26 protein-coding genes are annotated in these 26,830 nt (G+C 72.5%); 11 read left to right on the top strand and 15 right to left on the bottom strand.

Translation table 11 applies throughout. The annotated features are described in order from the left end of the window. Positions 1-31: 31 nt before the first annotated feature. Complete coding sequence (locus ACFV20_RS25700) at positions 32-856, top strand: class I SAM-dependent methyltransferase (RefSeq protein ID WP_385660087.1); 825 nt, start codon at positions 32-34, stop codon at positions 854-856. A gap of 100 nt (positions 857-956) precedes the next feature. Next, positions 957-1,751, top strand: coding sequence for an SURF1 family protein (locus ACFV20_RS25695; protein ID WP_385660085.1), 795 nt, complete (start codon positions 957-959; stop codon positions 1,749-1,751). A 55-nt stretch (positions 1,752-1,806) separates the two neighbouring features. On the opposite strand, the gene ACFV20_RS25690 is transcribed toward ACFV20_RS25695, so the two are convergent. From ACFV20_RS25690 to ACFV20_RS25675, 4 genes are all read right to left on the bottom strand, one after another. After that, positions 1,807-2,844 carry a hypothetical protein gene (locus tag ACFV20_RS25690; RefSeq protein ID WP_385660084.1) on the bottom strand — a complete coding sequence of 346 codons (1,038 nt, stop codon included), beginning with the start codon at positions 2,842-2,844 and terminating at the stop codon, positions 1,807-1,809. Positions 2,845-2,960: 116 nt separating this feature from the next. Further along, on the bottom strand, positions 2,961-3,536 hold the full coding sequence (locus tag ACFV20_RS25685; protein ID WP_385660082.1) for a SigE family RNA polymerase sigma factor: 576 nt from the start codon (positions 3,534-3,536) through the stop codon (positions 2,961-2,963). A 745-nt stretch (positions 3,537-4,281) separates the two neighbouring features. After that, the gene (locus ACFV20_RS25680) at positions 4,282-5,367 is read right to left on the bottom strand and encodes an aspartate-semialdehyde dehydrogenase (RefSeq protein ID WP_385660080.1); all 1,086 of its coding nucleotides are present in this window, start codon (positions 5,365-5,367) and stop codon (positions 4,282-4,284) included. Then, the gene (locus ACFV20_RS25675) at positions 5,367-6,641 is read right to left on the bottom strand and encodes an aspartate kinase (protein ID WP_385660078.1); all 1,275 of its coding nucleotides are present in this window, start codon (positions 6,639-6,641) and stop codon (positions 5,367-5,369) included. The genes ACFV20_RS25680 and ACFV20_RS25675 overlap by 1 nt, the downstream gene beginning before the upstream one ends. Before the next feature lie 410 nt (positions 6,642-7,051). Here ACFV20_RS25675 and ACFV20_RS25670 point away from each other — a divergent pair, with 410 nt between their 5' ends. Beyond that, positions 7,052-7,888, top strand: coding sequence for a PhzF family phenazine biosynthesis protein (locus ACFV20_RS25670; protein WP_385660076.1), 837 nt, complete (start codon positions 7,052-7,054; stop codon positions 7,886-7,888). Between the two features lie 118 nt (positions 7,889-8,006). On the opposite strand, the gene ACFV20_RS25665 is transcribed toward ACFV20_RS25670, so the two are convergent. The 3 genes from ACFV20_RS25665 to ACFV20_RS25655 all read right to left on the bottom strand — a co-directional run bounded on the left by ACFV20_RS25665 (position 8,007) and on the right by ACFV20_RS25655 (position 9,694). Then, a complete protein-coding gene (locus ACFV20_RS25665; protein ID WP_385660075.1) occupies positions 8,007-8,666 on the bottom strand; it encodes a DUF5063 domain-containing protein in 660 nt (219 codons plus the stop codon). Continuing rightward, positions 8,659-9,258: a recombination mediator RecR gene (recR, locus tag ACFV20_RS25660; protein WP_003991835.1), complete on the bottom strand. Its 600-nt coding sequence runs from the start codon at positions 9,256-9,258 to the stop codon at positions 8,659-8,661. The genes ACFV20_RS25665 and recR overlap by 8 nt, the downstream gene beginning before the upstream one ends. A 94-nt stretch (positions 9,259-9,352) precedes the next feature. Beyond that, positions 9,353-9,694, bottom strand: a complete 342-nt coding sequence (locus ACFV20_RS25655; protein ID WP_385660073.1) for a YbaB/EbfC family nucleoid-associated protein — start codon at positions 9,692-9,694, stop codon at positions 9,353-9,355. Between the two features lie 276 nt (positions 9,695-9,970). Here ACFV20_RS25655 and ACFV20_RS25650 point away from each other — a divergent pair, with 276 nt between their 5' ends. Then, on the top strand, positions 9,971-10,729 hold the full coding sequence (locus tag ACFV20_RS25650) for an SLATT domain-containing protein (RefSeq protein WP_385660071.1): 759 nt from the start codon (positions 9,971-9,973) through the stop codon (positions 10,727-10,729). Between the two features lie 225 nt (positions 10,730-10,954). On the opposite strand, the gene ACFV20_RS25645 is transcribed toward ACFV20_RS25650, so the two are convergent. The 4 genes from ACFV20_RS25645 to ACFV20_RS25630 form a co-directional block, all read right to left on the bottom strand. Next, positions 10,955-12,496: a substrate-binding domain-containing protein gene (locus ACFV20_RS25645; protein WP_385660070.1), complete on the bottom strand. Its 1,542-nt coding sequence runs from the start codon at positions 12,494-12,496 to the stop codon at positions 10,955-10,957. A 130-nt stretch (positions 12,497-12,626) separates the two neighbouring features. Beyond that, positions 12,627-14,804 carry a serine/threonine-protein kinase gene (locus ACFV20_RS25640; protein WP_385660069.1) on the bottom strand — a complete coding sequence of 726 codons (2,178 nt, stop codon included), beginning with the start codon at positions 14,802-14,804 and terminating at the stop codon, positions 12,627-12,629. A 79-nt stretch (positions 14,805-14,883) separates the two neighbouring features. Continuing rightward, positions 14,884-15,342 (bottom strand): MarR family winged helix-turn-helix transcriptional regulator, encoded by a 459-nt coding sequence (locus ACFV20_RS25635; RefSeq protein ID WP_385660067.1) that lies wholly within the window; start codon positions 15,340-15,342, stop codon positions 14,884-14,886. Beyond that, positions 15,339-15,944 (bottom strand): DJ-1/PfpI family protein, encoded by a 606-nt coding sequence (locus ACFV20_RS25630; RefSeq protein WP_385660065.1) that lies wholly within the window; start codon positions 15,942-15,944, stop codon positions 15,339-15,341. The genes ACFV20_RS25635 and ACFV20_RS25630 overlap by 4 nt, the downstream gene beginning before the upstream one ends. A 167-nt stretch (positions 15,945-16,111) precedes the next feature. Here ACFV20_RS25630 and ACFV20_RS25625 point away from each other — a divergent pair, with 167 nt between their 5' ends. The 3 genes from ACFV20_RS25625 (at position 16,112) to ACFV20_RS25615 (ending at position 19,083) form a co-directional block, all read left to right on the top strand. Next, positions 16,112-17,467 carry an aspartate aminotransferase family protein gene (locus tag ACFV20_RS25625; protein WP_385660064.1) on the top strand — a complete coding sequence of 452 codons (1,356 nt, stop codon included), beginning with the start codon at positions 16,112-16,114 and terminating at the stop codon, positions 17,465-17,467. 142 nt (positions 17,468-17,609) lie between these two features. Then, positions 17,610-18,311: a GntR family transcriptional regulator gene (locus ACFV20_RS25620; protein WP_385660062.1), complete on the top strand. Its 702-nt coding sequence runs from the start codon at positions 17,610-17,612 to the stop codon at positions 18,309-18,311. 121 nt (positions 18,312-18,432) lie between these two features. Then, on the top strand, positions 18,433-19,083 hold the full coding sequence (locus tag ACFV20_RS25615) for a hypothetical protein (RefSeq protein WP_385660060.1): 651 nt from the start codon (positions 18,433-18,435) through the stop codon (positions 19,081-19,083). Between the two features lie 9 nt (positions 19,084-19,092). On the opposite strand, the gene ACFV20_RS25610 is transcribed toward ACFV20_RS25615, so the two are convergent. Both ACFV20_RS25610 and ACFV20_RS25605 read right to left on the bottom strand, forming a co-directional pair. Beyond that, entirely contained in the window at positions 19,093-19,386 is a 294-nt protein-coding gene (locus tag ACFV20_RS25610; protein WP_190901256.1) for a hypothetical protein, read from the bottom strand. 134 nt (positions 19,387-19,520) lie between these two features. Continuing rightward, positions 19,521-20,804: an adenylosuccinate synthase gene (locus tag ACFV20_RS25605; RefSeq protein ID WP_385660058.1), complete on the bottom strand. Its 1,284-nt coding sequence runs from the start codon at positions 20,802-20,804 to the stop codon at positions 19,521-19,523. 185 nt (positions 20,805-20,989) lie between these two features. Here ACFV20_RS25605 and ACFV20_RS25600 point away from each other — a divergent pair, with 185 nt between their 5' ends. Beyond that, positions 20,990-21,871, top strand: coding sequence for a diacylglycerol kinase family protein (locus tag ACFV20_RS25600; RefSeq protein WP_385660056.1), 882 nt, complete (start codon positions 20,990-20,992; stop codon positions 21,869-21,871). Positions 21,872-21,995: 124 nt separating this feature from the next. On the opposite strand, the gene ACFV20_RS25595 is transcribed toward ACFV20_RS25600, so the two are convergent. After that, complete coding sequence (locus ACFV20_RS25595; protein ID WP_385660054.1) at positions 21,996-22,505, bottom strand: GbsR/MarR family transcriptional regulator; 510 nt, start codon at positions 22,503-22,505, stop codon at positions 21,996-21,998. Between the two features lie 74 nt (positions 22,506-22,579). On the opposite strand from ACFV20_RS25595, the gene ACFV20_RS25590 reads away from it, so the two are divergent. Beyond that, positions 22,580-23,485 (top strand): ATP-binding cassette domain-containing protein, encoded by a 906-nt coding sequence (locus ACFV20_RS25590; RefSeq protein ID WP_385660052.1) that lies wholly within the window; start codon positions 22,580-22,582, stop codon positions 23,483-23,485. Continuing rightward, entirely contained in the window at positions 23,482-25,080 is a 1,599-nt protein-coding gene (locus ACFV20_RS25585) for an ABC transporter permease (RefSeq protein WP_385660050.1), read from the top strand. The genes ACFV20_RS25590 and ACFV20_RS25585 overlap by 4 nt, the downstream gene beginning before the upstream one ends. Here the strand turns inward: ACFV20_RS25585 and ACFV20_RS25580 are convergent, their stop codons facing one another. Beyond that, positions 25,081-26,286, bottom strand: coding sequence for a cytochrome P450 (locus ACFV20_RS25580; protein WP_385660049.1), 1,206 nt, complete (start codon positions 26,284-26,286; stop codon positions 25,081-25,083). 146 nt (positions 26,287-26,432) lie between these two features. Between ACFV20_RS25580 and ACFV20_RS25575 the strand changes: the two genes are divergently transcribed. Beyond that, positions 26,433-26,810, top strand: coding sequence for an SH3 domain-containing protein (locus tag ACFV20_RS25575; protein ID WP_385660048.1), 378 nt, complete (start codon positions 26,433-26,435; stop codon positions 26,808-26,810). Positions 26,811-26,830: the final 20 nt, after the last annotated feature.

Genomic DNA, 26,830 nt, shown 5'->3' with positions numbered 1-26,830 from the left:
CGCCCTCCGAGCAGGTCAGGAGTCCCGCACCATGTACTCCCCCACCCCCGCCGACTGGAACGAGGCCAACCGCGCCCACTGGGACGAGCGCGTCCCGCTGCACATCGCCGGTGACTTCTACGATCTGGAGGCCTTCCGGGCCGGTCAGGACCCCTTGCGTGACTTCGAGCGCGCCGAGGTGGGCGAGGTCGGCAACCGCTCTCTGCTGCATCTGCAGTGCCACATCGGCCTCGACACGCTGTCCTGGGCCCGGCACGGCGCCGCCCGCGTCGTCGGTCTGGACTTCTCCGGACCCGCCGTCGACCTGGCCCGCGGCCTCGCGCGCGACCTGGGTCTCGGCCCGGAGCGGGCGGCGTTCGTGGCGGCGGACGTGTACGACGCGGTGACCGCGGTCCCGGAGCCGTCGTACGACATCGTGTACACCGGCGGCGGCGCGTTGTGCTGGCTGCCCGACATCGGGCGCTGGGCGCGGACCGCGGCGTCGCTGGTGGCGCCCGGCGGGTTCCTCTACCTCGCCGAGTTCCACCCGCTCACCGACGTCCTCGACGACGAGACCGGCTCGCGGATCGTGCACGACTACTTCGCCCGCGACGCCTGGGTCGAGGAGAGCGACGGGTCGTACGCGGCCGAGGGCGCCGCGTTCACGAACGGCCGGCGGGTGGAGTGGCAGCATCCGGTCGGCGAGGTGGTCTCGGCGCTCGCGGCGGCGGGGCTGCGGATCGAGTTCCTGCACGAGCACGACGTGTCGCTGTTCCGGCGGTTCGGCACCTTCGAGCGGCGGGACGGCTACTTCCGCTTCCCCGCGGGCCGCCCGCGCGTTCCGCTGATGTACTCGATCCGGGCACGCAAGGACTGATCCCCGGGGGGACGCACGGCCGTCCGGAACCCTCCGCCAGGCTCGTGGCGTTGCCCACCCCGCGGGCCGGGGCCGCCCGGCAGCCCCGTACCGTGGGGGTGTGTACCGGTTTCTGCTGACGCCCCGATGGTGGGGGATCAACGTCTTCGTGCTGTTGTCCATCCCCTTCTGCATCTTCATGGGGTCCTGGCAGCTGGGCCGGTTCGAGGACCGTGTGCAGGACCACCGCACCGCGACCGAGCAGATCGCCGAGTCCCGGCGTGAGGCGCCCCGGCCGCTGAAGGACATGCTGCCGGTGGACAAGGCGACGTCCGGGAAGCCGGTCACCGCGAGCGGACGGTACGGCAAGCAGCTGCTGGTGCCCGGCCGGGAGCTCGACGGCAAGCAGGGCTTCTACGTGCTGACGCTGCTGCGGACCGACTCGGGTGAGGCGCTGCCGGTGGTGCGGGGCTGGCTGCCCGGGACCGCCGACGCGGCGAAGGCCCCCGCCCCGCCGGCCGGCGAGGTCACCGTCACCGGGGCGCTTCAGGCGTCCGAGACGCCGGGCGACAACGGGGTCAGCGCACGGGGCGGCCTGCCGAGCGGGCAGACCTCCGCGATCAGCGCGGCGGCACTGGTGAACCTGGTGCCCTACGACGTGTACGACGCGTGGATCACCCTGACGCAGGCCGACTCGGGCATGCGGGCGGTGCCGGCCACCGCGCCGCCGGACTCGGGGCTGGACCTGAAGGCGTTCCAGAACCTGGGCTACACCGCCGAGTGGTTCGCCTTCGTGGGGTTCGTGATCTTCATGTGGTTCCGGTTGCTGCGGCGCGAGGTGGAGTACGCGCGCGACGCGGAACTGGGGCTGGTCCCGGACGAGGAGCCCGTGACCGTGGACGCCGCCGTGAAGTGAGCGGCGTCCTCGCCGGGCCGGCCGGCCGCAGCCCCTCGCGGGCCGCGGTCGCTGCCTACGCGCCCGCCAGCACGCCCGTCCAGTACACCGTGCCCGCGCAGGCGTTGGACACCGTGACCGAGGTCCCCGCCGAGCCGGCGCCCGGGGTGTACGTCACCGCCACGCTGCCGTCGACCGTGCCGTCCTCCCGGACCAGCTGGGGGGCCGCTCCCGTGTCGCCGCCGGTGGAGGTGCCGGCCGTGGTCGTCGGGTCCTCCGACGGGGTGGGGTCCGGGCTCGGGTCGGGGCCGCCGACGCTGCCGCCGGGGGTAGGGCAGGTCTCGGAGGGCACCCAGGCGAACTTCACGTCGTAGCCGACGCCCGGCTGGAGCACCAGCTGGGCCGCCTCCAGCGACGGGTCGGGCAGCAGGCCGGCCGCCGCGTCACCCGCGGTGTGCCGGGCCGAGCCGACCTTGGCGGCGTCGGCCGCGCCCTGCGGCAGCGCGCTGACCGAGCCGGGGCCGGTGACCGTGCAGGCCGCGCCGGAGACGTTGACGACGCGGAAGGAGCCGGAGACCGCGCCCGTGGAGTCGGGGGCGTTGCTGCTTCCGGAGGCGGGGCCGAGCTGGGCGGCGGTGCACGCCGGGATGCCGGCGGCGGCGGTGGAGGAGGGGCCGGTGCCCTGGGACGCGCCGGTGGAGGCGCCGGTGCCCTTGCCCTTGTCCTTCTCCTTCTTCTCGCCCTTCTCCTTGCCCTCGGCCTTGCCGGAGGAGCCGCCGGCGGTGCTCTCGCCGCCGTCCGGGCCCTTGCCCTGGCTCGCACCGCCCTGGGCCTGGGAGGTGTGGCCGGCGACGGCCGGGTTGGCCTCGGAGCCGGTGGCGTTGGAGACGTGCACGAGGGCGGGGACGGCCGTGCCGATGAAGAGCGCGGCGGCGGCCATGCCGACGACGGCCTGCCGCTTGCGGGTCCGCCGCTGCGGCACCGCCTTGCGCAGGTAGTCGAGAGTGCCGTCGCGCGGTTCCACGTCCTGCACCGCCTGGTGCAGCATCGAGCGCAGGTCCAGCTCGTCCGAGTCGAACCCGTGGGGGCTCTGGTCGTCGGGGCCGTGGTTCACAGTTCCGTTCCCAGCGTGCGATTGCTTCGGATCTTGCCCGTGCAGCCTTGTCGGCTCGTGCCACTCGAAGGGCTCGTGCCGGTCGCGCCCGTCACGGCGCGCCCCGTCTCCGTCACTCATGCCGGCGCCTCCATGGCCAGCCGGAGCGCCGCGATGCCGCGCGAGCCGTAGGCCTTGACCGAGCCGAGGGATATGCCGAGCGTCTCGGCGACCTGCGCCTCGGTCATGTCCGCGAAGTACCGCAGCACCAGCACCTCGCGCTGGCGGCGCTGCAGCCCCTTCATCGCCTTGATGAGGGAGTCGCGCTCCAGCTGGTCGTAGGCACCTTCCTCCGCGCTGGCCATGTCGGGCATGGGCTTCGACAGCAGCTTCAGGCCGAGGATGCGGCGGCGCAGCGCGGAGCGCGAGAGGTTGACGACGGTCTGGCGCAGGTACGCCAGGGTCTTCTCGGGGTCGCGGACCCGCTTGCGAGCGGAGTGGACACGGATGAAGGCCTCCTGGACGACGTCCTCGCAGGAGGCGGTGTCGTCGAGCAGGAGGGCGGCGAGACCCAGCAGCGAGCGGTAGTGCGCGCGGTAGGTCTCGGTGAGGTGGTCGACGGAGGTGCCGGCCGCGACATCGTCCTCCGCGCCGTCACGCTGGTTGGGTATGCGGGCCGGCCGCGCTGCGGGCACGGGCGCGATCACCGGCATGCCACCGGGCGTACCGGCCATGCGGGGTCGGAGAGCCGCCGGGCGGGGCGGTCGAAGGACCGTGCCGCGCGCCGCACTGAAGTCGAGTACCTCTGCCACGCCTGTTGGACACGCTGACCCCCGTGAGGGTTGTACGTGCCGGGCATCACTTTCACGCCGGCCGTCGCCGTCGACGGTCTACCCGCGTCAGGCAGCACAATCCATGGTGCGTCCATTGCCCTCATGCGTCCCGCTCTTCCCTTATATCCAAATGTGAACGGACGTCCCCACGCCCGGTTCCAGGCGTCCCCACGCCTGATGAAGCGCTCCCACGGCCGAAGGGCGACCGCAAAGACGCTCCCCGCCCTTCGCGCGGTTGCGGAGAGCGGGGAGGTAAATCCTCTGATGCCGAAGCGCCACGGACAAGTGCTCCGGATCATGGACCGGCTCACACGTCGTCCACAGATCCTACAAACCGCCTCTGACATCGGCGGCGGGTGCGAGGACCGCGAGACGTCCCGAAACCCGGGGCTCCGCCTGATCTCAACCGGGCGAAACAGACCGGAACGGACCGAAACGGAACGACTAAGGACCGGCCGGCACGGCTCAGGAGCGGCCGGCACGACTCAGGACCGGCCGGCACGACTCAGGAGAGGCCGGCACGACTCAGGAGAGGCCGGCACGACTCAGGAGTAGCCGAGACGACTCAGGAACAGCCCGGACGACTCAGGAACAGCCGGGACGGCTCAGGAACAGCCGGGACGGCTCAGGAGAGCTCGGCCGCGACCACCTCGGCGATCTGGGCGGTGTTGAGCGCGGACCCCTTGCGCAGGTTGTCGCCGCACACGAACAGCTCCAGCGCCGTGGGGTCGTCCAGTGCCCGCCGGACCCGCCCGACCCAGGTCGGGTCGGTGCCCACCACGTCGGCGGGGGTCGGGAACTCCCCCGCGGCCGGGTCGTCGAACAGCACGACGCCGGGCGCCGTGGCGAGGATCTCGCGCGCCTTGCCCACGGTGACCTCGCCCTCGAAGCGGGCGTGCACGGTCAGGGAGTGCGTGGTGATCACCGGCACCCGGACGCAGGTGACGGCCACGGGCAGGCCGGGCAGCCCGAGGATCTTGCGGGTTTCGTCCCGCACCTTCAGCTCCTCCGACGACCAGCCGTCCTCGCACGCCGTACCGGTCCACGGCACGACGTTCAGGGCGACCGGCTCCGGGAACGGCCCGGTGTCGTCGCCGACGGCCCGCCGCACGTCTCCGGGGTGCACGCCCAGCTCCGTGCCCGCGACCAGGGACAGCTGCCGGCGCAGGGTCGTCACGCCGGCCCGCCCGGCGCCGCTGACGGCCTGGTACGAGGAGGCGACCAGGTCGCGCAGCCCGAACTCGGCGTGCAGCGCGCCCAGCGCCACGATCATGGAGAGCGTCGTGCAGCTGGGGTTGGCGATGATCCCGCGCGGCCGCATCCGTACGGCGTGCGGGTTGACCTCGGGCACCACGAGCGGCACCTCGGGGTCCATCCGGAACACGCCGGAGTTGTCGACGACCACGGCGCCCTTGGCGGCGGCGACGGGCGCCCACCGCTCGGCGACCTCGTCGGGGACGTCGAACATGGCGACGTCCACGCCGTCGAAGGCCTCCTCGGTGAGCGCGAGAACCTCGGTCTCCTCGCCGCGCACGGTCAGTTTGCGGCCGGCCGAGCGCGCGGAGGCGATCAGCCGGATCTCGCCCCAGACGTCGGCGCGCTGGGACAGGATCCGGAGCATGACCGTGCCGACGGCCCCGGTCGCACCCACCACGGCAAGCGTCGGACGCCCGGACCGTCCGGTCCGGGCGTCCTGTCGGAGGTCGGCCATCAGCGGCCGGTGCCCCCGTAGACGACTGCCTCGTCGCTGTCGGAGTCGAGCCCGAACGCGGAGTGCACGGCGCGGACGGCCTCGGGGACGTCGTCGGCGCGGGTGACGACCGAGATGCGGATCTCGGAGGTCGAGATCAGCTCGATGTTCACGCCCGCGTCGGACAGAGCCGTGAAGAAGTCGGCCGTGACGCCCGGGTTGGTCTTCATGCCGGCGCCGACGAGGGAGATCTTGCCGATCTGGTCGTCGTAGCGCAGCGAGTCGAAGCCGATGCCGGACTTGTTCTTCTCCAGCGCGTCGATGGCCTTGCGGCCCTCGGTCTTCGGCAGCGTGAAGGAGATGTCCGTCAGGCCGGTGGCGGCGGCGGACACGTTCTGCACGACCATGTCGATGTTGATCTCGGCGTCGGCGATCGTGCGGAAGATCGAGGCCGCCTCGCCCGGCTTGTCCGGCACGCCGACGACCGTGACCTTGGCCTCGGAGGTGTCGTGCGCGACACCGGAGATGAGAGCCTGCTCCACCTGCTTTGCTCCTTGCTTCGGCTCGCTGCTGACCCATGTGCCCTGAAGTCCGCTGAAGCTGGACCGGACGTGGATCGGGATGTTGTACCGGCGGGCGTACTCCACACAGCGGTGGAGCAGCACCTTGGACCCGGACGCCGCCAGTTCGAGCATGTCCTCGAAGGAGATCCAGTCGATCTTCCGGGCCTTCTTCACCACGCGCGGATCGGCGGTGAACACGCCGTCGACGTCGGTGTAGATCTCGCAGACGTCGGCGTCGAGAGCGGCGGCGAGGGCCACCGCGGTGGTGTCGGAGCCGCCGCGGCCGAGCGTGGTGATGTCCTTGGTGTCCTGGGAGACACCCTGGAAACCGGCCACGATCGCGATGTTGCCCTCGTCCACCGAGGTCTTGATCCGGCCCGGCGTGACGTCGATGATCCGGGCCTTGTTGTGGACCGAGTCGGTGATGACACCCGCCTGGCTGCCGGTGAACGACTGGGCCTCGTGGCCCAGCTTTTTGATCGCCATGGCCAGCAATGCCATGGAGATCCGCTCTCCGGCGGTCAGCAGCATGTCGAGCTCGCGCCCGGCAGGCATCGGGGAAACCTGCTCGGCGAGATCGATCAGCTCGTCCGTCGTGTCGCCCATCGCGGAAACCACCGCAACCACCTGGTTGCCGTTCTGCTTCGCTTCCACGATCCGCTTGGCGACGCGCTTGATGCCCTCGGCATCGGCTACGGAGGAGCCTCCGTACTTCTGCACGACAAGGCCCACGTGCGCTCCTCGCTCAATCCGTCTCTATCCGCTCATACGCATTCGTACCGCGGTCGGCTCAGTCTAACGAGCGTCCGAAAAACCCCTCCGCGATATCGCATGGTGAGATCCCGGCGCCCGTCCAGAGTCGCTCCTGCCCATCTGGGCACAGGCCACTCGGAAAAGTGCCCGGCGTCACAATCGCACGAACTCGCCACTCTCGGTACCACAACTTTCAAGCACTGGGGGCGGCGCACGCCCGGACACTCCTGATCACGGCCCGGCGCGTCTTCGTCGCGGACACCGGCTGTGCACCGGCGGGCGGGACGGCGGTCCTGGCATCTCCAGGGCCGTAGAGCCCTCGTGCGGGACCGCACCAGGAGCCCCCAAATCACGCTGCGCGGGAGGGGGTTGGGCGCTACCGTCGGGGCATGGAGATCTTGCGCTACGTGGCGTTCAGCACGGATCCCGACGGCGGCAACCCGGCGGGGGTGGTGCTGGACGCGAGCGGTGCCGACGACGCGACGATGCTGGCGGCGGCGGCCGAAGTGGGCTACTCGGAGACGGCGTTCGCGGTGGAGGCCGGGGACGGCTCCCTGGACGTCCGGTACTTCAGCCCGCTCGCCGAGGTGCCGTTCTGCGGCCACGCGACGATCGCCACGGCCGTGGCGCACGCGGAGCGGCACGGAACCGGGCGGCTGCTGCTGCGCACCCCCGCGGGCCCGGTCACCGTCACCACCGACCGGGCGGCGGACGGCACCCTCGTGGCGACGCTCGTGAGCGTCCCGCCGCGCACGGTCCCGCTCGACGAGGCCGACCTCGCCGAACTGCTGGCGATCCTCGGCTGGTCCGCCGGCGACCTGGACCCGGCGCTGCCTCCGCGGGTGGCCTTCGCCGGGGCGTGGCACCCGGTCCTCGCCACCACGAGCCGGGAACGGCTGGCCGGCCTGGACTACGACATGCCCGCGCTGGCCGCCCTGATGGCCCGCCGGGACTGGACCACGGTCGACCTGGTCCGCCGCGAGTCCCCCACCGTCTTCCACGCCCGCAACCCGTTCCCGCCCGGTGGCGTGGTCGAGGACCCGGCGACGGGCGCGGCGGCGGCCGCACTCGGCGGCTACCTGCGCGAACTCGGTCTGGTGCGGACCCCGGCCACCCTGACGATCCACCAGGGCACGGACATGGGACGCCCCAGCACCATCACGGTGACGGTACCGGCGGACCCGGGCACGGGCATCGGCGTGACGGGTGCGGCCGTACGGCTCTGAGCGGCGGGGAGGTCACCGCCTCCCCCGCACCGCCCGGATCACCTCGGCCAGGGCGCCGAGGATCCGGGCCCGGTCCTCGGACGCGGCTCGGTCGAGCCGCAGACGCGGGGAACGGCGGCTACTTGGCCCGGCGCAGCCCCAGGGGGCCCGCGATCTCCTCCGCCATCACGCGGCCCGCCTCGAACTCCAGGGTGTCGTCGCCCATGCCCTGGTCCGTGTCCAGTCCGTCGAGTTCGGCGAGGGGCTGGTTGAGGCGGACGTGGGCGAGGACCGACTGGAGGGCGCGCAGGCTCGCCGAGGCGGTGGAGCCCCAGTTGGAGAAGTACGAGAACTGCCACCACCACAGGGCCTCCGTGGTGCGGCCCGCCCGGTAGTGGGCCATGCCGTGGCGCAGGTCCGTGATGACGTCCGTGAGGTCGTCGGAGATACGGGCCGGTACCGGGGCCTTGCGCGGCTCGTAGGGGTCGAAGACCTCGGAGTAGACGTCGATCGGGTCCAGCAGCCGGGCCAGGTTCTCGCGGAGTTCGTCGACGTCCGCGTCCGGGCCCGTGTCGGGCTCGTAGCGCTCGTCGGGGACGATGTCCTCGTGCGCGCCGAGCCGGCCGCCGGCCAGGAGAAGCTGGGAGACCTCCAGGAGGAGGAAGGGAACAGCCGATTCCGGTTCGTCGCCCTTCGCGACCTCCGTGACGGCGACCAGGAAGCTCTCGACCTGGTCCGCGATCTGGACCGCGAAATCGTCGGGGTTCTGGTCGGTCGCGTGCAGCGTGGCGTCAGACATCTAGGAGTCGTCTCCCCTCGAAGGCGCGTCCGAGGGTGACCTCGTCCGCGTATTCCAGGTCCCCACCCACCGGGAGGCCGCTGGCCAGGCGGGTGACCTTCAGGCCCATGGGCTTGATCATGCGGGCGAGGTACGTCGCCGTCGCCTCGCCCTCCAGGTTCGGGTCCGTGGCCAGGATCAGCTCGGTGACCGTCCCGTCCGCCAGGCGGGCCAGGAGCTCCCGGATGCGCAGGTCGTCGGGGCCCACGCCGTCGATCGGGCTGATCGCGCCGCCCAGGACGTGGTAGCGGCCCCGGAACTCACGCGTGCGCTCGATCGCCACGACGTCCTTCGGCTCCTCGACCACGCAGATGACGGCCGGGTCGCGGCGGGTGTCGCGGCAGATGTTGCACAGCTCCTCCTGTGCGACGTTGCCGCAGGTCGCGCAGAAGCGGACCTTCGCCTTGACCTCCATCAGGGCCTGCGCGAGCCGCCGGACGTCCGTCGGCTCCGCCTGGAGGATGTGGAAGGCGATCCGCTGGGCGCTCTTCGGACCGACGCCGGGCAGCCGCCCCAGCTCGTCGATCAGGTCCTGGACCACGCCTTCGTACAACGGACTGCCCTTCCTGGGTCTTCGGGGTCGGTGCGTACCGTCCCGTACGTACCGTAGTTGTCTGCCGCCCGTCCGAGGAAGGCGGTGCGCCGGGTCAGAACGGCAGGCCGGGGATGCCGCCGCCGCCCAGGCCCTGGGCGAGCGGGCCCAGCTTCTGCTGCTGGAGCGTCTGCGCGTTCTCGTTGGCCGCCTGGACGGCCGCCACGACCAGGTCGGCGAGGGTCTCGGTGTCCTCCGGGTCCACCGCCTTGGGATCGATCTTCAGGGCGCGCAGCTCGCCGGCGCCGGTGACGGTGGCCGTCACCAGACCGCCGCCCGCCTGCCCCTCGACCTCCGTCTGCGCCAGTTCCTCCTGCGCCTGTGCCAGGTCCTGTTGCATCTTCTGGGCCTGCTGGAGCAGCTGCTGCATATTGGGCTGGCCACCACCGGGGATCACGATCAGCTCCTTGCTCGGTACGGGTTTTCCCGTTCGCCCCGAGCCTACGTGGTCGGGGCTGCCGTCGCCCCAGCACTCTTTCGAGTGAGTCCCCCTCGCGCCCTATACCTGATCAAGGAATACTTCCGGGCGGAAAAGAGGCGAAAGCTACGTCTTCGCCACCCATTGGGGGGTAGGAAGGGTCGGGCGCGGGCCGGATGCGGGCCTTCGCCCATCGCGCAGCGTGATCGGTGAGTGAACCGTACGTGGTCATTCGTGGTCAGTGAGGAGTGCCGGGTGGGTCAGCCGGAGATGCAGCCCGAGGGGCCGCCTCAGGACGGGCGGGGCGAGCAGGCGGCGGCCGGGCTGCGGCCGGGCGATCTGACCGGGCGGGTCTTCCCGCTCGGGGACTGGGGCGAGCCGGCCCTCCGGCTGGACGAGCTGTACCGGTGGGTGGAGCGCGGGGCCCTGCGGACGGCGGCCTGGTATCTGGCCGACCGCGTGTGGAAGCGGCGGTGCGCGCGGGTGCTGCGCTGCGGGGCCGCGGCCGGGGCGGTCACCGGGGTCGCGCTGCCGCTGCTGGATCTGACCGGGGTCGTGGGCGGGATCGCGCCCTGGGGATGTCTGGCGCTGCTGGTGGGGGCGGCGTGCGTGGCCGTCGATCGGTACTTCGGGGTGACGTCGGGGTGGATGCGGGACGTGGCCACCGCGCAGGCCGTGCAGCGGCGACTGCAGGCGCTGCAGTTCGACTGGGCGGCGGAGAGCGTGCGGGAGGTGCTGGGCCCTGCGGAGGGGACGGCCGGGGAGGCCGCCGAGCGGTGCCTGGGGGTGCTGCGGAGGTTCTCCGAGGACGTGACGGAGCTGGTGCGGGTGGAGACGGCGGACTGGATGGGGGAGTTCCGGTCGGGGTGTGCCGCGCCGGCGGGGTTGCAGGCGGCGGTGTTCCCGTCGCCGGGGCGGGGGGCCGAGGTCGGGGTGAACGGGCGGTTCACCGTGCCGCCGCACGGGGGGACGCGGCCGAACATGCCGCGGCAGCGGCCGCCGGAGCCGCGGTGAGGCGGTCGGGGGGTGTGGTGCCCGGCGGTGGTGCCGGGGGTGAGTGGGTTCGCGACCCGGCGTCCGGGGTGCTGCCGCGTCGGTGCTGAGGCCGGGTGGGTCCGCAGCCCGGCGGAGCGGGGTGTCTCCCCCGACCTCTCGGCTTCGTTCGAGCAGGGGGATCCCCACGCCCACCCGTGCCGTCCCCTGCGGCACGCAGGCCCGCGGCCGGTGATGGGCGTACAGCTAGGACGCGCACAAAGTCAGGCCCTCCGGGGTCCAGCACGGGATGTGGCCGTGGGTGCGGATGACGTCCTGGCCGTTGCCGCGGGCCAGGTACGTGAGGAAGCTGGAGGCCAGGGAGTCGGCCGGGGGGCGGCCGTAGGTGTAGGCGTACTCGATCTCGCGGTAGGGGTAGGCGCTCGTGCCGTGCTCGATGGCGTCGACGGAGGGCGGGGCACCGTCCAGGCGCAGCGCGTGCAGCCCCTTCGCTCGGCCGGCGAGGTTCAGTTCGCTGTAGCCGACGGCGCCGGGCAGGTCCGCGACCGTCGTCAGGACCTGCTCGGTCGAGTCGAGTTCGCAGCGCGGGACGGTCGCCGTGGGGTCGTCCTTGTGGAGGCAGTCGACGGAGGAGTTGGCGATCTCGCCCCGGCCCAGCACCCGGCGCTGGAAGACCTGTCTGGTCCCGGAGTTGGCGTCCCGGCTGACGAGGCGCACGGGCAGGTCGGGGCCGCCGAGCTGCCGCCAGTTGCGGATCTCGCCCCGGTACAGGCGCCGCACGTCGCCGGTGGACAGGTTCGTCAGCTTCACGTCGTCGTTGACCACGAGCGCGAAGACGGACACCGCCACCCGGTTCTCGCGCAGGTCGGGCAGACCGGACGGCTTGCGGCCGTCCGAGAGGGCCACGACCGACGGGGAGCCCGTGGAGTCCCGTTTCGCCCGGGCGCCCGCGGCCGTGAGCTCGCGTATCCCGGCCGTCGAGCCGTGCGCGTCCACGTCGATGACGGGGTCCCCGCCGCAGTCCCGCTCGTACTTCGCGGCCACCTCGCGCAGGACGGGCGCGAACGCGGTGGAGCCGGTGAGGGTGAGGGTGCCGCTCGCGCAGCCGATCGGGGGCGGGGTGTCGTCCCGGGCGACGACGATCGCCGCCAGGGTGACCACGCTCACCGTCAGGGCGATGGTGATCAGTCGCGCGGCCCGGCTGAACAACGGGGGCTTGTCGTCCGGTGTGGCGCTGCGGTTGGGGTGCACCTCGCCGTCGCGCAGCCCGCCGACCAGCCGGATGTCGTCCCCGACGTCACCGCCGGAGAGGAGGACGAGCAGCTTGAAGTGGTCGCCGCGGTTGAGCGGGACGCGCGGGACGTGCAGGGTGTTGCCGTCGTAGGCGAACCCGCGTGCCGCGGTGAAGTGGTCCATGAGGTGGTCGGTGTCCGACGGCTGGGTGACCGAGACACCGCGGACCGTACGGCCGGCGAACACCGCGGTCAGGCCGTGGACTTCGGGTCCGGTGTAGTCGTCGCGGTCGATGCCCTGCGAGCCGTCGTTCTCGACGCGCAGCAGGACCAGGGTCGCGTCGGACATGCCGGGGGCCTCGTCGAACAGGCCGAGGCGGCGGTTGGCGCGGCCCGAGCGCACGTCGTCGCCGATGGCGTTGTCCATCTGCACCCGGTAGCCGAGGCGTTTGCGGCGCGGGACCCGGCGTTCGTACCAGACCATCACGCCCGAGGCGATGATGCCGAGGAGGGCCGTGGCCACGGCCACGAGGTTCTCCGCGCTCAACCACTCCACCGTGAGTGCCCCCGCCGCCGCCCGGACGAATCGATCGTCCGGTCACCGTACGGCCGGGCGAGCGACCCTCCGGTGGTCGTCGGCCGGAATTCGCCGGACGTTCAACCACCGGGTGGCCGGGGGGAATCGATCACTGTTTCGTGTACGTCAGCCGTTCCCCGCTGCTGGTGTTCACGCGCTCGAGCGTGCCGTCGGACAGGAGGGTCACCTCCGTGGCCGCCCCCGGGGTGCAGGCGGTGCGGGGCTGCCCGACCTTGACGGTGGAGGGGCCGATGCTCAGCGTGCCGCCGGCCCCGGGTGCCGAGGTCAGCCGGCCCTCGAAGACGCAGTGGTAGGTGCCGCCCGTCCTGGTCGGGCCGTCGGCCACGAGGGACAGCACCGTGTCGCCCGGTTCGCCCTGCTGGAGGGTGAGCGAACGGCTGTGCCGGCCGTCGGCGTTGTCGATGGTCGTGGTCCAGGTGCCGAGGTAGCCGGCCGGGATCGTGCCGTCCACCGGTGAGGGGGAGGTGTCCGCCTGCGAGGCCGTCGGGGAGGGGCCGGGGGTGGCCGGGCCCGTGCTCTGCGTGCCGCCGCGTCCGTCGTCGGCCCGGTCCTCGCCGCCGCCCTGCATCAGGGCGTACACGGACCCGCCCGCGGCGAGTGCGACGACCAGGGCGATCACGACGAGCAGCGCGGTGGACCGGCCGTCCCCGCGCGGCTGCTGGGGCTGTGGGGGGCCGTACGGCGGGGTCGTGCCGTAGGGCGGCGGGCCGTAAGGCGGGGTGGAGCCGAGGACGCCGTAGGCGGGGTGGGGCGCGGGTGCGGCCGGGGTGCCGGGCTGCGGGTGCTGCTGGGGGTAGCCGTACGCCGGGTACGGGGGCGGGGGCGTTCCGGGCTGATGGCCGGGGTGCGAGGGGGGCTGCGGGTGGGGCGGGGCGCCCGCTGCCTGCGGACGGCGGGACGCGGGGGCGGCGCTCTGGCCGGCGGCCATGGTGGGCAGGTGGTTCAGCGGCGGGCCCTCGCCGGGTCTGCCCGGCGGGGGCGGGCCGGCGGCCGCGGCGGGCGCCTCCGCCGGGGCGGTGGGCAGGGCGGGGCGCGACGACTCGTCGGCGACGGGGGCGTGGTCGGGTGTGGGGGCGCGGTCGGGTGCGGGGGCGCCGTCGGGCGCGGGGCCTGATCCGGGTCCGGGTCCGGGTCCGGGTTGCGCGGTGTCGGGCTCCGACCGCGAAACCGCGGGGGCCGGGCCTTGCGGTTGCCAGGCGTCACGCCCCTGCTGCGAACCCGCGGGAGCCGGGCCTTGCGACTGCGCGGCGTCGGGCTCCGGGCGCGGGGCGGTGGGGGCCGGGGGCGGGGCGGTGGGGGCCGGGGGCGTGGTGCCCCGTGCTCCTTCGGCGGGCCCGGCCGTCCCCTCCGGGTCCTCCGTGTCCAGCAGCCGCACCGCGTGCCGCCCCAGCTGGGCGACCAGGGCGCTCGGCAGCCACGGGTCGAGGGCGCGGCCGTCGGAGACGGTGTCGTCGGCGCCCGTACGCTGCAGGACGCGGTCGAGGGAGGGCCGGGCGGCGGGGTCCTTGCGCAGGCAGTCCCGGACGAGGTCGGCGATGCCCTCGGGGACGCCCTCCAGGTCCGGTTCCTCCTGGGCGATGCGGAACATCATGGCGTGCACGCCGCTGTTGGCGGTGCCGAAGGGCAGGGCGCCGGTCGCGGCGTAGGCGAGGACGGAGCCGAGGCAGAAGACGTCGCACGCCGGGGTGATGCGGTCGCCCCGCACCTGCTCGGGCGCCATGAAGCCGGGTGAGCCGACGAGCGCGCCGGTGCGGGTGAGCCCGCCGTCCGTCACGGTCTCCAGGGCACGGGCGATGCCGAAGTCGATGACGCGCGGGCCGTCGATGGTGACGAGCACGTTGGACGGCTTGAGGTCGCGGTGGACGATGCCGGCGGCGTGGATGTCCTTGAGGGCGTGCGCGAGCCCGGCCGCGAGGATGCGGACCGTGCGCTCGGGCAGCGCCCCGTGGTCGTGCCCGACGACCTGCTGCAGGCTCGGCCCGGCGACGTACCCGGTGGCGACCCACGGCACGGCCGCCTCGGTGTCGGCGTCCAGCACCGGCGCGGTCCAGTACCCGCCGACCCGCCGCGCGGCCTGCACCTCCTGGCGGAACCGCTCCCGGAACTCCTCCTGCGCGGCCAGTTCCTCACGGACCAGCTTCACGGCGACCGTACGGCCCCGCTCCGAGCGGGCCAGGTACACGTGCCCCATGCCCCCCGCGCCGAGCCGCGCCAGCAACCGGTACGCACCGATCTGCTGCGGATCCCCGGGCCCCAGCTTCTCCATCGCTCAGCCGCCTTCCCCCCACACGCGAGCAACAGACCGAGAATAGTGCGGGGCCGGGGCGGGGTGACCTGGACAACCTCTACGGTTCCGTAACAGGCGGTCCCACCTGGTCCAGCACCGTCGACAGCCGTTCCAGCAGCCGCACCGCCTCCGCCAGCTCCTCCTCGCCGAACTCCTCGGCCAACCGGTCGGCGAACGCCGCGTGCCCGGGGTCGATCCGGGCGATCGCGGCACGCCCCCGGCCGGTCGGCGCGAGGAGTTTGGCGCGGCGGTGCGCCGGGTTCGGCCGGTACTCGGCAAGTTCCTTCTCGACCAGCAGGTCGGCGATGCGCTGCACGCTCTGCCGTGTGATGCCCATGGCGCGGGCGATGCCGGAGACCGGCAGCGGCTCCCCGAGGACCGCGCCGAGCACCTGCCACCAGGCGGCGGTGAGCCCGGCGGGCCGGGCCAGCTCCTCCGCGACGGCGAGGAACCGGCCGTTGAGGCGGAACACGCCGAGGGCGCTGCGGCTGAGCAGGTCCTGACGCTCGCGGCTCACAGCGCGCCGGCCTTCTCCAGCACCTGGTACGCCGCCGCGTCGGAGTCGTGGAACAGCCGGTACCAGGCGTCGAGCACCTCGCCGTCGAGGACTCCGAGCAGCCGCAGGACCTCCCGGGCGAAGGCGACCGGCTCGGTCGGGCCGGCGGTGACCAGCCCGCGGTCGGTGACGGCGTCGGCCTCGACGTAGTGCCCGGCTCCCGCGTAGCCGGTGGCGGCGAGGTAGAAGGAGACCGCGCTGGTGTGGTCGCGGTCGTCGAGCAGGCCCTCGCGGGCGAGCCCGGCGGTGGCGCCGCAGATCGCGGCGACGGGCACGCCCGCGTCGAGGAAGGCCCGGGCCGTGCGGGCGAAGGGCGCGAGGTCGCCGGAGGTGTCCCAGAGGTCGGCGCCCGGGAGGATCAGCAGCGCGCTGCCCTCGGGGCGCAGGTCCGCCAGGGCCAGGTCGGGGTGGATGCGCAGTCCGCCGGTGCTCCGCACGGGGGCGGTGGTCGGGCCGACGGTGCGGATCTCGTGGCCGGCGCGGGCGAGGTGGGCCGTGGCGTGGCCGGTCTCCCAGTCGGCGAGGGTGTCGTAGACGGCGAGATGGACGGGCTTGCGGGTCATGGTGCCTCCTCGCTCCGAAGTATGACAACATCCTGTCCTTTTGGCAGCATGTTGTCAATGAGTCGTTCCCGCGGTGCCGTCCCGTCGACAACCTGTCGCGGAAACCCCCGGACCTCACACACGACGCCGATTTCGCGGCCCCGCGCGCCGTGCCTACGCTCGCCCGCATGACCCCTCAGCTGAACCCCGAAGCCGGTGCCGCCGTCAAGGCCGCCGACCGTGACCACGTGTTCCACTCCTGGTCCGCGCAGGAGCTCATCGACCCGCTCGCCGTCGCCGGTGCCGAGGGGTCGTACTTCTGGGACTACGACGGCCGCCGCTACCTCGACTTCTCCAGCGGGCTCGTCTACACGAACATCGGCTACCAGCACCCGAAGGTCGTCGCCGCGATCCAGGAGCAGGCGGCGACGATGACGACCTTCGCCCCCGCCTTCGCGGTGGAGGCCCGCTCGGAGGCGGCCCGGCTGATCGCCGAGCGCACCCCGGGCGACCTGGACAAGATCTTCTTCACCAACGGCGGCGCCGACGCCGTCGAGCACGCCATCCGGATGGCCCGGCTGCACACGGGCCGCCCGAAGGTGCTCTCGGCGTACCGCTCGTACCACGGCGGCACCCAGCAGGCCGTGAACCTCACCGGCGACCCGCGCCGCTGGGCCTCCGACAGCGGCACGGCCGGGGTCGTGCACTTCTGGGCGCCCTACCTCTACCGCTCCCGCTTCTACGCCGAGACCGAGGAGCAGGAGTGCGCCCGGGCGCTGGAGCACCTGGAGACGACGATCCGCTTCGAGGGGCCCTCGACGATCGCCGCGATCATCCTGGAGACCATCCCGGGAACGGCCGGGATCATGGTCCCGCCGCCCGGCTACCTCGCCGGGGTGCGGGAGCTGTGCGACACGTACGGGATCGTCTTCGTCCTGGACGAGGTCATGGCCGGGTTCGGGCGGACCGGCGAGTGGTTCGCGGCGGACCTGTTCGACGTCACGCCCGACCTGCTGACCTTCGCCAAGGGTGTGAACAGCGGCTACGTGCCGCTGGGCGGTGTCGCGATCTCCGGTGCGATCGCACAGACGTTCGGCAAGCGTCCCTACCCCGGCGGTCTGACGTACTCGGGGCATCCGCTGGCCTGCGCGGCGGCGGTGGCGACGATCAACGTCATGGCGGAGGAGGGCGTCGTCGAGAACGCGGCCCGGCTGGGCGCCGACGTCGTCGGCCCCGAGCTGCGGGCGCTCGCCGAGCGGCACCCGAGCGTCGGGGAGGTGCGCGGCACGGGCATGTTCTGGGCGCTGGAGCTGGTGCGCGACCGTGAGACGCGCGAGCCGCTGGTGCCGTACAACGCGGCCGGCGAGGCGAACGCCCCCATGGCCGCCTTCGCCGCCGCCGCGAAGAAGGGCGGCCTGTGGCCCTTCGTGAACATGAACCGCACCCACGTCGTGCCGCCCTGCACCATCGGCGAGGCGGAGCTCAAGGAAGGACTGGCGGTCCTGGACGCGGCACTCTCGGTCGCGGACGAGCACACTCGCTAGACGCCGGGTACAGGCAGTAAACGCCTGTAAACCCGTCAGTAACCGACATCCTCGCGTCCCATTCGAACGCGTAAGGTGGCGTGCTCGTAGAAGTGCCTGTACGCGCACGCCACCCGAACGCGACGAGGGAGACGCCCCGACCATGCCCGCCAGCTCCGGCAACGGCGCCGTGACGCGCAGCACCCTGCGGCAGCAGATCGCCGACGCGCTTCGTGACGAGGTGCTGGCCGGGCGGCTCCAGCCGGGGCAGGAGTTCACGGTCAAGGAGATCGCCGAGCAGTACGGGGTGTCCGCGACGCCGGTGCGCGAGGCGCTCGTCGACCTCTCCGCCCAGGGGCTCCTCGACGCCGACCAGCACCGGGGCTTCAGGGTCCACGAGTACTCGGTCGAGGACTTCCGCGGCATGATCGAGGCCCGGGGCCTGGTCATCGAGGGCATGTTCCTCGCCCTGACCGAGGGGCGGCCGGGTGCGGTACGCCCGGACGATCCCCGGTCCGCCGCCGTCGTCGCCGGGGTCCGCAGGCGCGGCGAGGAGGCGCAGCGGGCCGCCGCGGCCGGTGACCTGACCGTCCTCATCGGCTACGACCTGCGCTTCTGGCGCGAGCTCGGCGCCTGCTTCGGCAACCCCTACCTCGCCGACTTCCTGAACCGGCTGCGCGTGCAGACCTGGGTCTGCGCGGTGCAGCACCTGCGCCGGCTCACCGATCTGCGGGGCGAGCTGTGGGCCGGTCACACCCAGCTGGTGGACGCCCTGATCGACCGCGACAACGACGCCGCCCGGGCGATCATCGCCGCGTACAACGCGCACTCGATCAGCCTCATCGAGCGGCTCGCTCCGCGATGACCTGCGTCGCCGCTGTCCGTATGGGTATGGGACATGCACGGCGGGCTCCGTGACGGCGGCGCACCGCTACCCTTCTTGACCACCGTGCTACCCGACCACCGCGCTGAGCGAGGAGCCTTCTTTGGCCTGTGACCTGTGGCTGGTACCGCTCGTCGACGTGTTGTGCCACACGCCGGACAACCCCTTCGCCGAGGAACTCGCGCAATACAACAAGGTGCTCGCGGAGGCCGGTCTGCCGCCGGTGCCGGTGTACCAGTACATGCCGGGCCTGACCGGCGAGGTCGCCCCGGTCGCGGGCTTCGACTACGACGCGCTGCACTTCCTGCGCCGCGCCTACCTGCTCCAGGTGTGCGGCCTGCCCGTGACGCCCGTGGACGAACTCGGCGGCGACTACGAACAGTTGCTGGAGATGTTCGAGTCGACGGCCCAGCAGTCGCACCTGGTCTGGCACTACGACCACGCGGGCGCCTACGTCCCGGTCGACTTCCCCGGCCCGCTCGCCGACGACGATCTCCTCGCGGGCGGCGGCCCACTGGGCTCCTCGCACGCCCTGCTGCGCGAACTGGAGCTGGTCGCCCCGGCCATCGGGATCGACCCGGCGAACCCGCCGGCGGCCCCCCAGCCGCCGCTCGCTCCGACGGAGCTGGAGGAACCCGCCGTTCCCGCGCCCTACGACCCGAGCCCGTTCGCCCGCGAGCGGCACGTATGGCTCGGACTGCACGCGGCCGTGACCCGCAGTCTGGCCCAGGGTTCGATGATCGTCTTCAGCTGAGCCGGCACCTCACCGTCCCAGCTGGGACAGGCCCTTCTGCACGTCCTCCATGTTCATCACCGGCGTGTAGGAGATCTCCGCGTCCAGCTGGAGGAAGAAGGGTTCGCTGATGACCGGCATCTGCCAGCTGTCCTGCATGTCGAAGAACACGTAGGCGGTGCGCTTGCCGTGGTCGGTGGTGAAATAGGCCGCTTCGGGCTTGATCTGTTCCATCGACTCCTGGATCAGCTTCCCCAGGGTGCCGTTCCGGATGGCCTCGTTGGACTTCTCGGTGTCCATGCTCATCTTCAGCAGTACGCGCATCGCGGTCACCTTCTTCTGGTCGACGCACGTGGGGGTACGGCTTCAGCCTATGCCCGTTCAAGCCGCTTCTCCCCGCGGGAAAGGCGAGCCGCCCCCCGTGGGCACGAGGGGCGGCCTGCGGACACGGGGAACGGTCAGAGGAACGAGTTGATCTCGATCGTCTCGTCCCGGCCGGGGCCCACGCCGATCGCGGAGATCGGGGCGCCGGACATCTCCTCCAGCGCCTTCACGTACGCCTGGGCGTTCTTCGGCAGGTCGGAGAAGGACTTGGCCTTGGAGATGTCCTCGCTCCAGCCCGGCAGCATCTCGTAGACGGGCTTCGCGTGGTGGAAGTCGGTCTGCGAGTAGGGCAGCTCCTCGACGCGCTTTCCGTCGATCTCGTACGCCACGCAGACCGGGATCTGCTCCCAGCCGGTGAGGACGTCGAGCTTGGTGAGGAAGAAGTCGGTCAGGCCGTTCACGCGGGTCGCGTAGCGGGCGATGACCGCGTCGAACCAGCCGCAGCGACGGTCACGGCCGGTGGTGACACCGCGCTCCCCGCCGATGCGGCGCAGCGCCTCGCCGTCCTCGTCGAACAGCTCGGTCGGGAACGGGCCGGCGCCGACGCGGGTCGTGTACGCCTTGAGGATGCCGATGACCCGGCTGATCTTCGTCGGGCCCACACCGGCGCCGGTGCAGGCACCGCCCGCGGTCGGGTTCGACGAGGTGACGAAGGGGTACGTGCCGTGGTCGATGTCGAGCAGGGTGCCCTGCCCGCCCTCGAACAGCACGACCTTGTCCTCGTCCAGCGCCTGGTTGAGGACCAGCACGGTGTCGGCGACGTACGGCGCGAGCTTGTCGGCGTAGCCCAGCAGCTCCTCGACCACCTGCTCCACGGCGATGGCCCGCCGGTTGTAGAGCTTGGTGAGCATCTGGTTCTTGACGTCGAGGGCCGCCTCGACCTTCTGCGTCAGGATCGACTCGTCGTACAGGTCCTGCACGCGGATGCCGACGCGGTTGATCTTGTCGGCGTAGGTCGGGCCGATACCGCGCCCGGTGGTGCCGATCTTCCGCTTGCCGAGGAAGCGCTCGGTCACCTTGTCCACCGTCACGTTGTACGGCGTGATGATGTGCGCGTTACCGCTGATCAGGAGCTTGGACGTGTCGACGCCTCGCTCGTTCAGCCCGTTCAGCTCGGAGAACAGGACCGACGGGTCGACGACGACGCCGTTGCCGATGACCGGCGTGCAGCCGGGGGACAGGATTCCGGAAGGGAGGAGGTGCAGTGCGTACTTCTGGTCACCGACGACCACCGTGTGGCCGGCGTTGTTGCCGCCCTGGTAGCGCACCACATAGTCCACGGAGCCACCGAGAAGGTCGGTGGCCTTTCCCTTGCCTTCGTCACCCCACTGAGCACCGAGCAGCACAAGTGCGGGCACGCGCGTACACCCCTTCCGGGCGGGGCATGTCCATGGTCGAGGGCGTACGCGGAGGTTCGCAGCCGCGTGCACCGCGACCGCCGTTGGCCGCCAACCGTCGGACCGGATGCCCCGGAATAGACGAAGCCCCTGGCGCAATAGCGCAAGGGGCTCTTGCACAAAGATGCTACCCGAGGAAGCGAGGCATGGCCGAGGTGGCGACTTCCACGACGTCCGAGCAGCTGCTGGTGGTGGTCGACCCGGTCGCCCGTCGGTCGGACGGCGAGTCCGTACGGATCGCGAAAGACGTGCTCGGCGCGGGTGCCGGCATGAAGCTGTGCCTGCCGGACGGGCCGGAGGAGTTCGCGCGCGCGCTGGCCCGGCGGGGCTCGCGGCGGCCCGTGGTGGTGGGCGACGACCGGACCTTGATCCGCGCGGTGGCACTGCTGCACCGGCACCGGGAGCTGGCCGGATGCCCGCTGTCGGTGGTGCCGGTCGGGGGCGCGTCGTCCCTGGCCCGGTCGCTGGGGGTGCCGACGGGGACGGTGGCGGCGGCGCGGGCGGTGCTCGACGGGGTCGAGCGGCGCATGGACCTGATGGTCGACGACAGCGACGGGGTGGTGCTCGGCGCGCTGCGGATACCGCCGCTGCGGCCCGCTCCGGCCGCGGCGGCCCCGGAGGCGGCGCCGGATCCGGACGACGTGCCGGGCCGTCCCTGGCTGCGGACCTGTCAGTACCTGGTCCGGACGCTGGTTCCGGCGGGCCGTCCGTCCCGGCTCGCGGCCGCGCCCGAGCCGGGGCCGTCACGGCTGCGGGTGGAGGTGGACGGGGAGACCCTCGTCGATCTGGACCAGCCGGTGCAGGCGGTGTCGGTGTCACCGGCCGCGGCGGGGATGGCGTCGGTGGAGGTCAGACCGGTGTCGGTGGGCGCGGAGGCCTCACCGCTCCTCGCGGAGGGCCGCACGGTGACGGTGTCCGGGGCGCACTTCCGCTATCGAGCGGACTCGGTGGTGTCCGGACCGGTACGGACCCGCACGTGGGTGGTCCGGGAGGGCGCGTGGGGGCTGACGGTACCGGCGGGACGGTGAGGCGGTGGGAGCCTGGGGACTGGTGCGCGGGCTGTGACGGCCCCGGAGTCGGGTGTGCGAGGACGGGCGGTGAGGCGGTCGGGCACCGGGGGTCAGCCGGTCGGTGGGGCGGTGGGGCGATGGGTCAGAAGCGGTCGGTGGCCTCGCCGAACGTCTTGGCGCGGTGTTCCCGCCAGCGCTCCATCAGCGCGGCGAGTTCGCCCTCGAGGAACTCGAAGAACGCGAGTGTCTCGGCCAGCCGGCGGCCGGCCGGGGTGTCGGCGCCGAGGCTGGTGACGCCCTCGCGCAGGGCGTTCTCCCAGCGCTTCATCACATTCTCGCGGTTGGTCAGGGCCTCGTACCACTGGTCGCCGTGCACCCGGTAGCGCTCCCGGCGCGAGCCCGGTTCCCGCTCGCGCGAGACCATGTGCGTCTGGGCCAGGTAGCGCACCGCCCCGGACACCGCCGCGGGACTGATCCGCAGCTGCTCCCCCAGCTCGGCGGAGGTCATCGAGCCTTCGTCGGAGGACAGCAGCGCCGCGAAGACCCGGGCGGGCATACGCGTCATGCCCGCCTCCACGAGCTGGGCGGCGAAGGACTCCACGAACCTCGACACGGCCTGCGCGTCCCGGCCGTCGCCGGCTGATCCCGTCATGGCACTCACCCTATCCGCGATTCATAGGCTTCCTTAACTTCACAAATTTCTGAAAGAAGCGTACGTTCTGGAACATGACGAAGGCCATCACCGTCTCCGGACTGCACAAGTCCTTCGGGCGGACGCACGCTCTCGACGGGCTCGACCTGGAGGTGGAGACCGGCGAGGTCCACGGCTTCCTCGGACCCAACGGCGCCGGGAAGTCCACCACCATCCGGGTCCTGCTCGGCCTGCTGCGTGCCGACTCGGGCGCCGCACAGGTGCTGGGCCGCGACCCCTGGACGGACGCCGTGGAGGTGCACCGCCGGATCGCCTATGTCCCCGGGGACGTGACCCTGTGGCGCAACCTCTCCGGCGGCGAGGTCATCGACCTCTACGGCCGGCTGCGCGGCGGACTCGACGCGAGGCGCCGCGCGGACCTGGTCGAGCGCTTCGAACTCGACCCCACCAAGAAGGGCCGCACCTACTCCAAGGGCAACCGGCAGAAGGTCGCCCTGGTCGCCGCCTTCGCCTCGGACGTGGACCTGCTCATCCTGGACGAGCCGACCTCGGGTCTGGACCCGCTGATGGAGGAGGTCTTCCAGGCCTGCGTCGAGGAGGAGCGCGACCGGGGCCGCACCGTCCTGCTCTCCTCCCACATCCTCAGCGAGGTCGAGGAGCTGTGCGACCGGGTGAGCATCATCCGCAAGGGCCGTACGGTCGAGACCGGTTCCCTCGCCGACCTGCGGCACCTGACCCGGACCAGCGTCGTCGCCGAACTCGCCGGCCCGCCCGACGGGCTCGCGGCCCTGCCCGGCGTCCACGACCTCGACGTCCGGGGCCACCGCGTCCGGCTCCAGGTCGACACCGACCGGCTGGACGGCGTCCTGCGGTCCCTCACCGAGTCCGGCGTGCGGTCGCTGACGTCGACGCCGCCCACCCTGGAGGAGCTGTTCCTGCGGCACTACCAGGACGAGACGGCCGGGGCGGTGGCCCGGTGACGGCGATCGCGGTACGGCCCGGCGGCTCGTCCCCCCTCGCCGGCACGGGCACGCTGCTGCGGTTCGCGTTGCGCCGCGACCGGCTGCTGATCCCGGTGTGGATCGCGGTCGACGCGCTCATGGTCCTCTCCATGCCCGGCACGCTGGAGGGCCTCTACGGCACCCCGGCCGAGCGCGCCGACCTGGTCCGCCAGATGGACACCAACGCCTCGCTGCGGGCGATGGTCGGCCCGGTCTTCGGCGACTCGGTGGGCGCCCTGACGGCCTGGCGGGTCGGCGTCTACGCCGGTGCCCTGGCCGCCGTGATGAGCCTGCTGGTCGTCGTGCGGCACACCCGGGACGAGGAGGAGAGCGGCCGTCAGGAGCTGGTGGCGTCGGGGATGGTGGGCCGCCGCGCCTCCCTCACGGCGGCACTGCTGGCGGCGGGCGTCGCGAACGCGGTGCTGGCGCTGCTGGTCACGGCCGGGCTGGCCGGCCGGGGCACGGTCGGCGCGCTGGCCCTCGGGCTGGGGATCGCCGGGGTCGGGATGGTCTTCGCCACCCTGGCGGCGATCGTCGCGCAGCTGACGGAGAGCGCACGGCTGGCGCGTGGTCTGACGGCGGCGGTACTGGGCGCCGCGTTCGTGCTGCGCGCCGCGGGCGACTCGGCCACCGACGACGGCTCGTCGGTGCTGACCTGGCTGTCCCCCCTGGGCTGGCTGGAGAATCTGCGGCCGTACGCCTCCGAACGCTGGTGGGTGATGGCGCTGTTCGGCGCGGCGGTGGCCCTGCAGGCGGCGGTCGCCTACACCCTGGCCGGCCGCCGGGACGTCGGCATGAGCTTCCTGCCGACCCGCCCCGGCCCCGCGTCCGGCCGCCTGGCCGGTGCGGGCGCCCTGGCCTGGCGCCTGCAGCGGGGCGGCGTGCTCGGCTGGAGCATCGGCTTCTTCCTCGCCGGGGTGGTCTACGGCGGCATGACCGAGGGCGCGGCCGAACTGGTCGGCGACAACGACAACGCCCGGCGCGTCTTCGAGCGGATGGGCGGCCGGTCGGGCCTGACGGACGCGTTCCTGGCGTCGATGGTCGGCATGCTCGGCCTGGTCGCGGCCCTGTACATCGTGGCCTCGGTGCTGCGCCTGCACGGCGAGGAGACCTCGGGCCGGGCGGAGCCGCTCCTGGCGAACGCGGTCGGGCGGCTCCGCTGGGCCGCCGGGCACCTGGTGATCGCCTTCGGCGGCTCCGCCCTCCTCATGCTGCTGGCCGGTGCCGGCTTCGCCGTCGGCTACGGCAGGCAGACCGGCCCGATTCTGGGGGCGTGCCTGGCGCAGCTCCCGGCGGTGTGGGTGATCGGCGGGGTGGCGGTGCTGCTGCACGGCGCCTTCCCCCGGGCGGCCCTGGCGGCGTGGGGCGTCGCCGGGGCGGTGCTGTTGATCGGCTGGGTCGGGCCCGCGCTGGACGCGCCGCAGGCGGTGCTGGACGTCTCCCCGTTCGGGCACCTGCCGAAGCTGCCCGGCGGCGGCATGGAGTGGGGGCCCGTGCTGATCCTGACCGGGCTGGCGGTGGTGCTGGTGGCCGGTGGGCTCGCGGGGCTGCGGCGGCGGGACATGACCACCTGATCAGCCCACCTCCACGGCCAGCCCCTCCAGGCCCCTGATCACGAAGTTCGGCTTGCGCACCGGCTCCGCCGCGAGCCGCAGCGTCGGCGCCCGCTCCAGCAACGCCCCCATCGACGCGGCCAGTTCGATACGGGCCAGGGGTGCGCCGATGCAGTAGTGGATGCCGGCGCTGAAGGAGATGTGAGGGTTGTCGGTGCGGGTCAGGTCGAGGGCGGACGGGTCACGGAACACCGTCGGGTCGTGGTTCGCGGAGCCGAAGAGCATGGCGATCTCCGCACCCCGGGGGATCGTCGTGCCGTCGATCTCGATCTCGTCCAGAACCCAGCGTTCGAAGAGCTGGAGCGGGGTGTCGTAACGCATCAGCTCCTCGATCGCGGCGGGGATCAGGGAGCGGTCCGCGCGCAGGGCCGACAGCTGCGCCTCGTTGCGGAACAGGGCGTACCAGCCGTTGACCGTGGCGTTCACGGTGGCCTCGTGGCCGGCGTTGAGCAGCAGCACGCAGGTGGAGATCATCTCCTGCTCGGTGAGCCGGTCGCCCTCGTCATGGGCTTCGATGAGGCCGGAGACGAGGTCGTCGCCGGGCTCCTTGCGGCGGGCCGCGATCAGGTCGCGCAGGTACGCGGAGAACTCGACCGACGCGCGGACCGCCCGGGCCGCCGTGTCCTCGGACGGGTTCAGCTCGTACATCCCGCAGATGTCCGCCGACCAGGGGCGCAGCGGGGCCCGGTCGGACTCCGGGATGCCGAGCATCTCGGCGATCACCGCGACCGGGAGGGGCTCGGCGACGTCCTTCAGCAGGTCCCCGCCGCCCGCCTCGGCCAGCGCGGACACCAGGTCGTCGGCCAGGCCCCGCACATAGGGCTTCAGCCGCTCCACCGTGCGCGGGGTGAACGCCTTCGACACCAGGCGGCGGATCCGGGTGTGGTCCGGCGGCTCCAGGTCGAGCATCCCGTGGTCGTTGAGCGTGTGGAACGGCTCGTGCTCCGGCGGGGGCGCCGTACGGCCGAACTCCTCGTGCGTGAAGCGGTGCTGGTACGTCCGGCCCAGACGCCGGTCGCGCAGCAGGGCCGAGACGTCCGCGTGGTGCGGGACGAGCCACTGGTTCGTGGGCTCGAACCAGTGCACACGGCCCCGGGCGCGCAGCTCGGCGTAAGCGGGGTACGGGTCGGCGAGGAACGCCGGGTCCCACGGGTCGAAGGCAGCCATGCCGGGACGCTAGCCCCCGGACCCCTTCTCTGACCAGGGGTGTTCCTTCACACGGCCGGGACACGACGAGAACGATCCTGCGACATCAAGATCATTAAGCTGGCCGGGTCGCGTGAACGGCACGCGGCCTCGCAAGGAAAGAACTCATGACACAGCAGCGCACCAAGCTCCGCTCCCGCGTCCCCGCCCGTCTGGCCGCCTCGGCCGTGCTGGCCCTGTCGCTGACCGCCGGCGCGGTGGTGGCCGGCGCCCCGGCCGCCACCGCCGCCGAGATGCCGTGCAAGCCGAACGTCTACTACTACGTCTACAAGAGCAGCGGCGTGAACTTCCGCACGGGCGCCGGCACCGGCTATGCCTCCAAGGGCATCCTGCACAAGAACGACTGGGGCAAGAAGCTCGCCACCAAGGGCTCCTGGATCAAGCTGCAGCTCGGCCAGAAGTCCCGGAGCGGCCTCGCCAAGGGCACCACCGGCTGGGTCTCCAAGTCGTACGTGAGCGACTGCGTCCCGATGCAGCTGGACTGACCGGGCCCCTCCCGCGCCGC

This window comes from Streptomyces sp. NPDC059696 (genome assembly GCF_042733745.1).
GTDB lineage: Bacteria > Actinomycetota > Actinomycetes > Streptomycetales > Streptomycetaceae > Streptomyces.
Note: the sequence above shows the minus strand (reverse complement) of the source record. Positions and strands in the feature narration are given on the sequence as shown.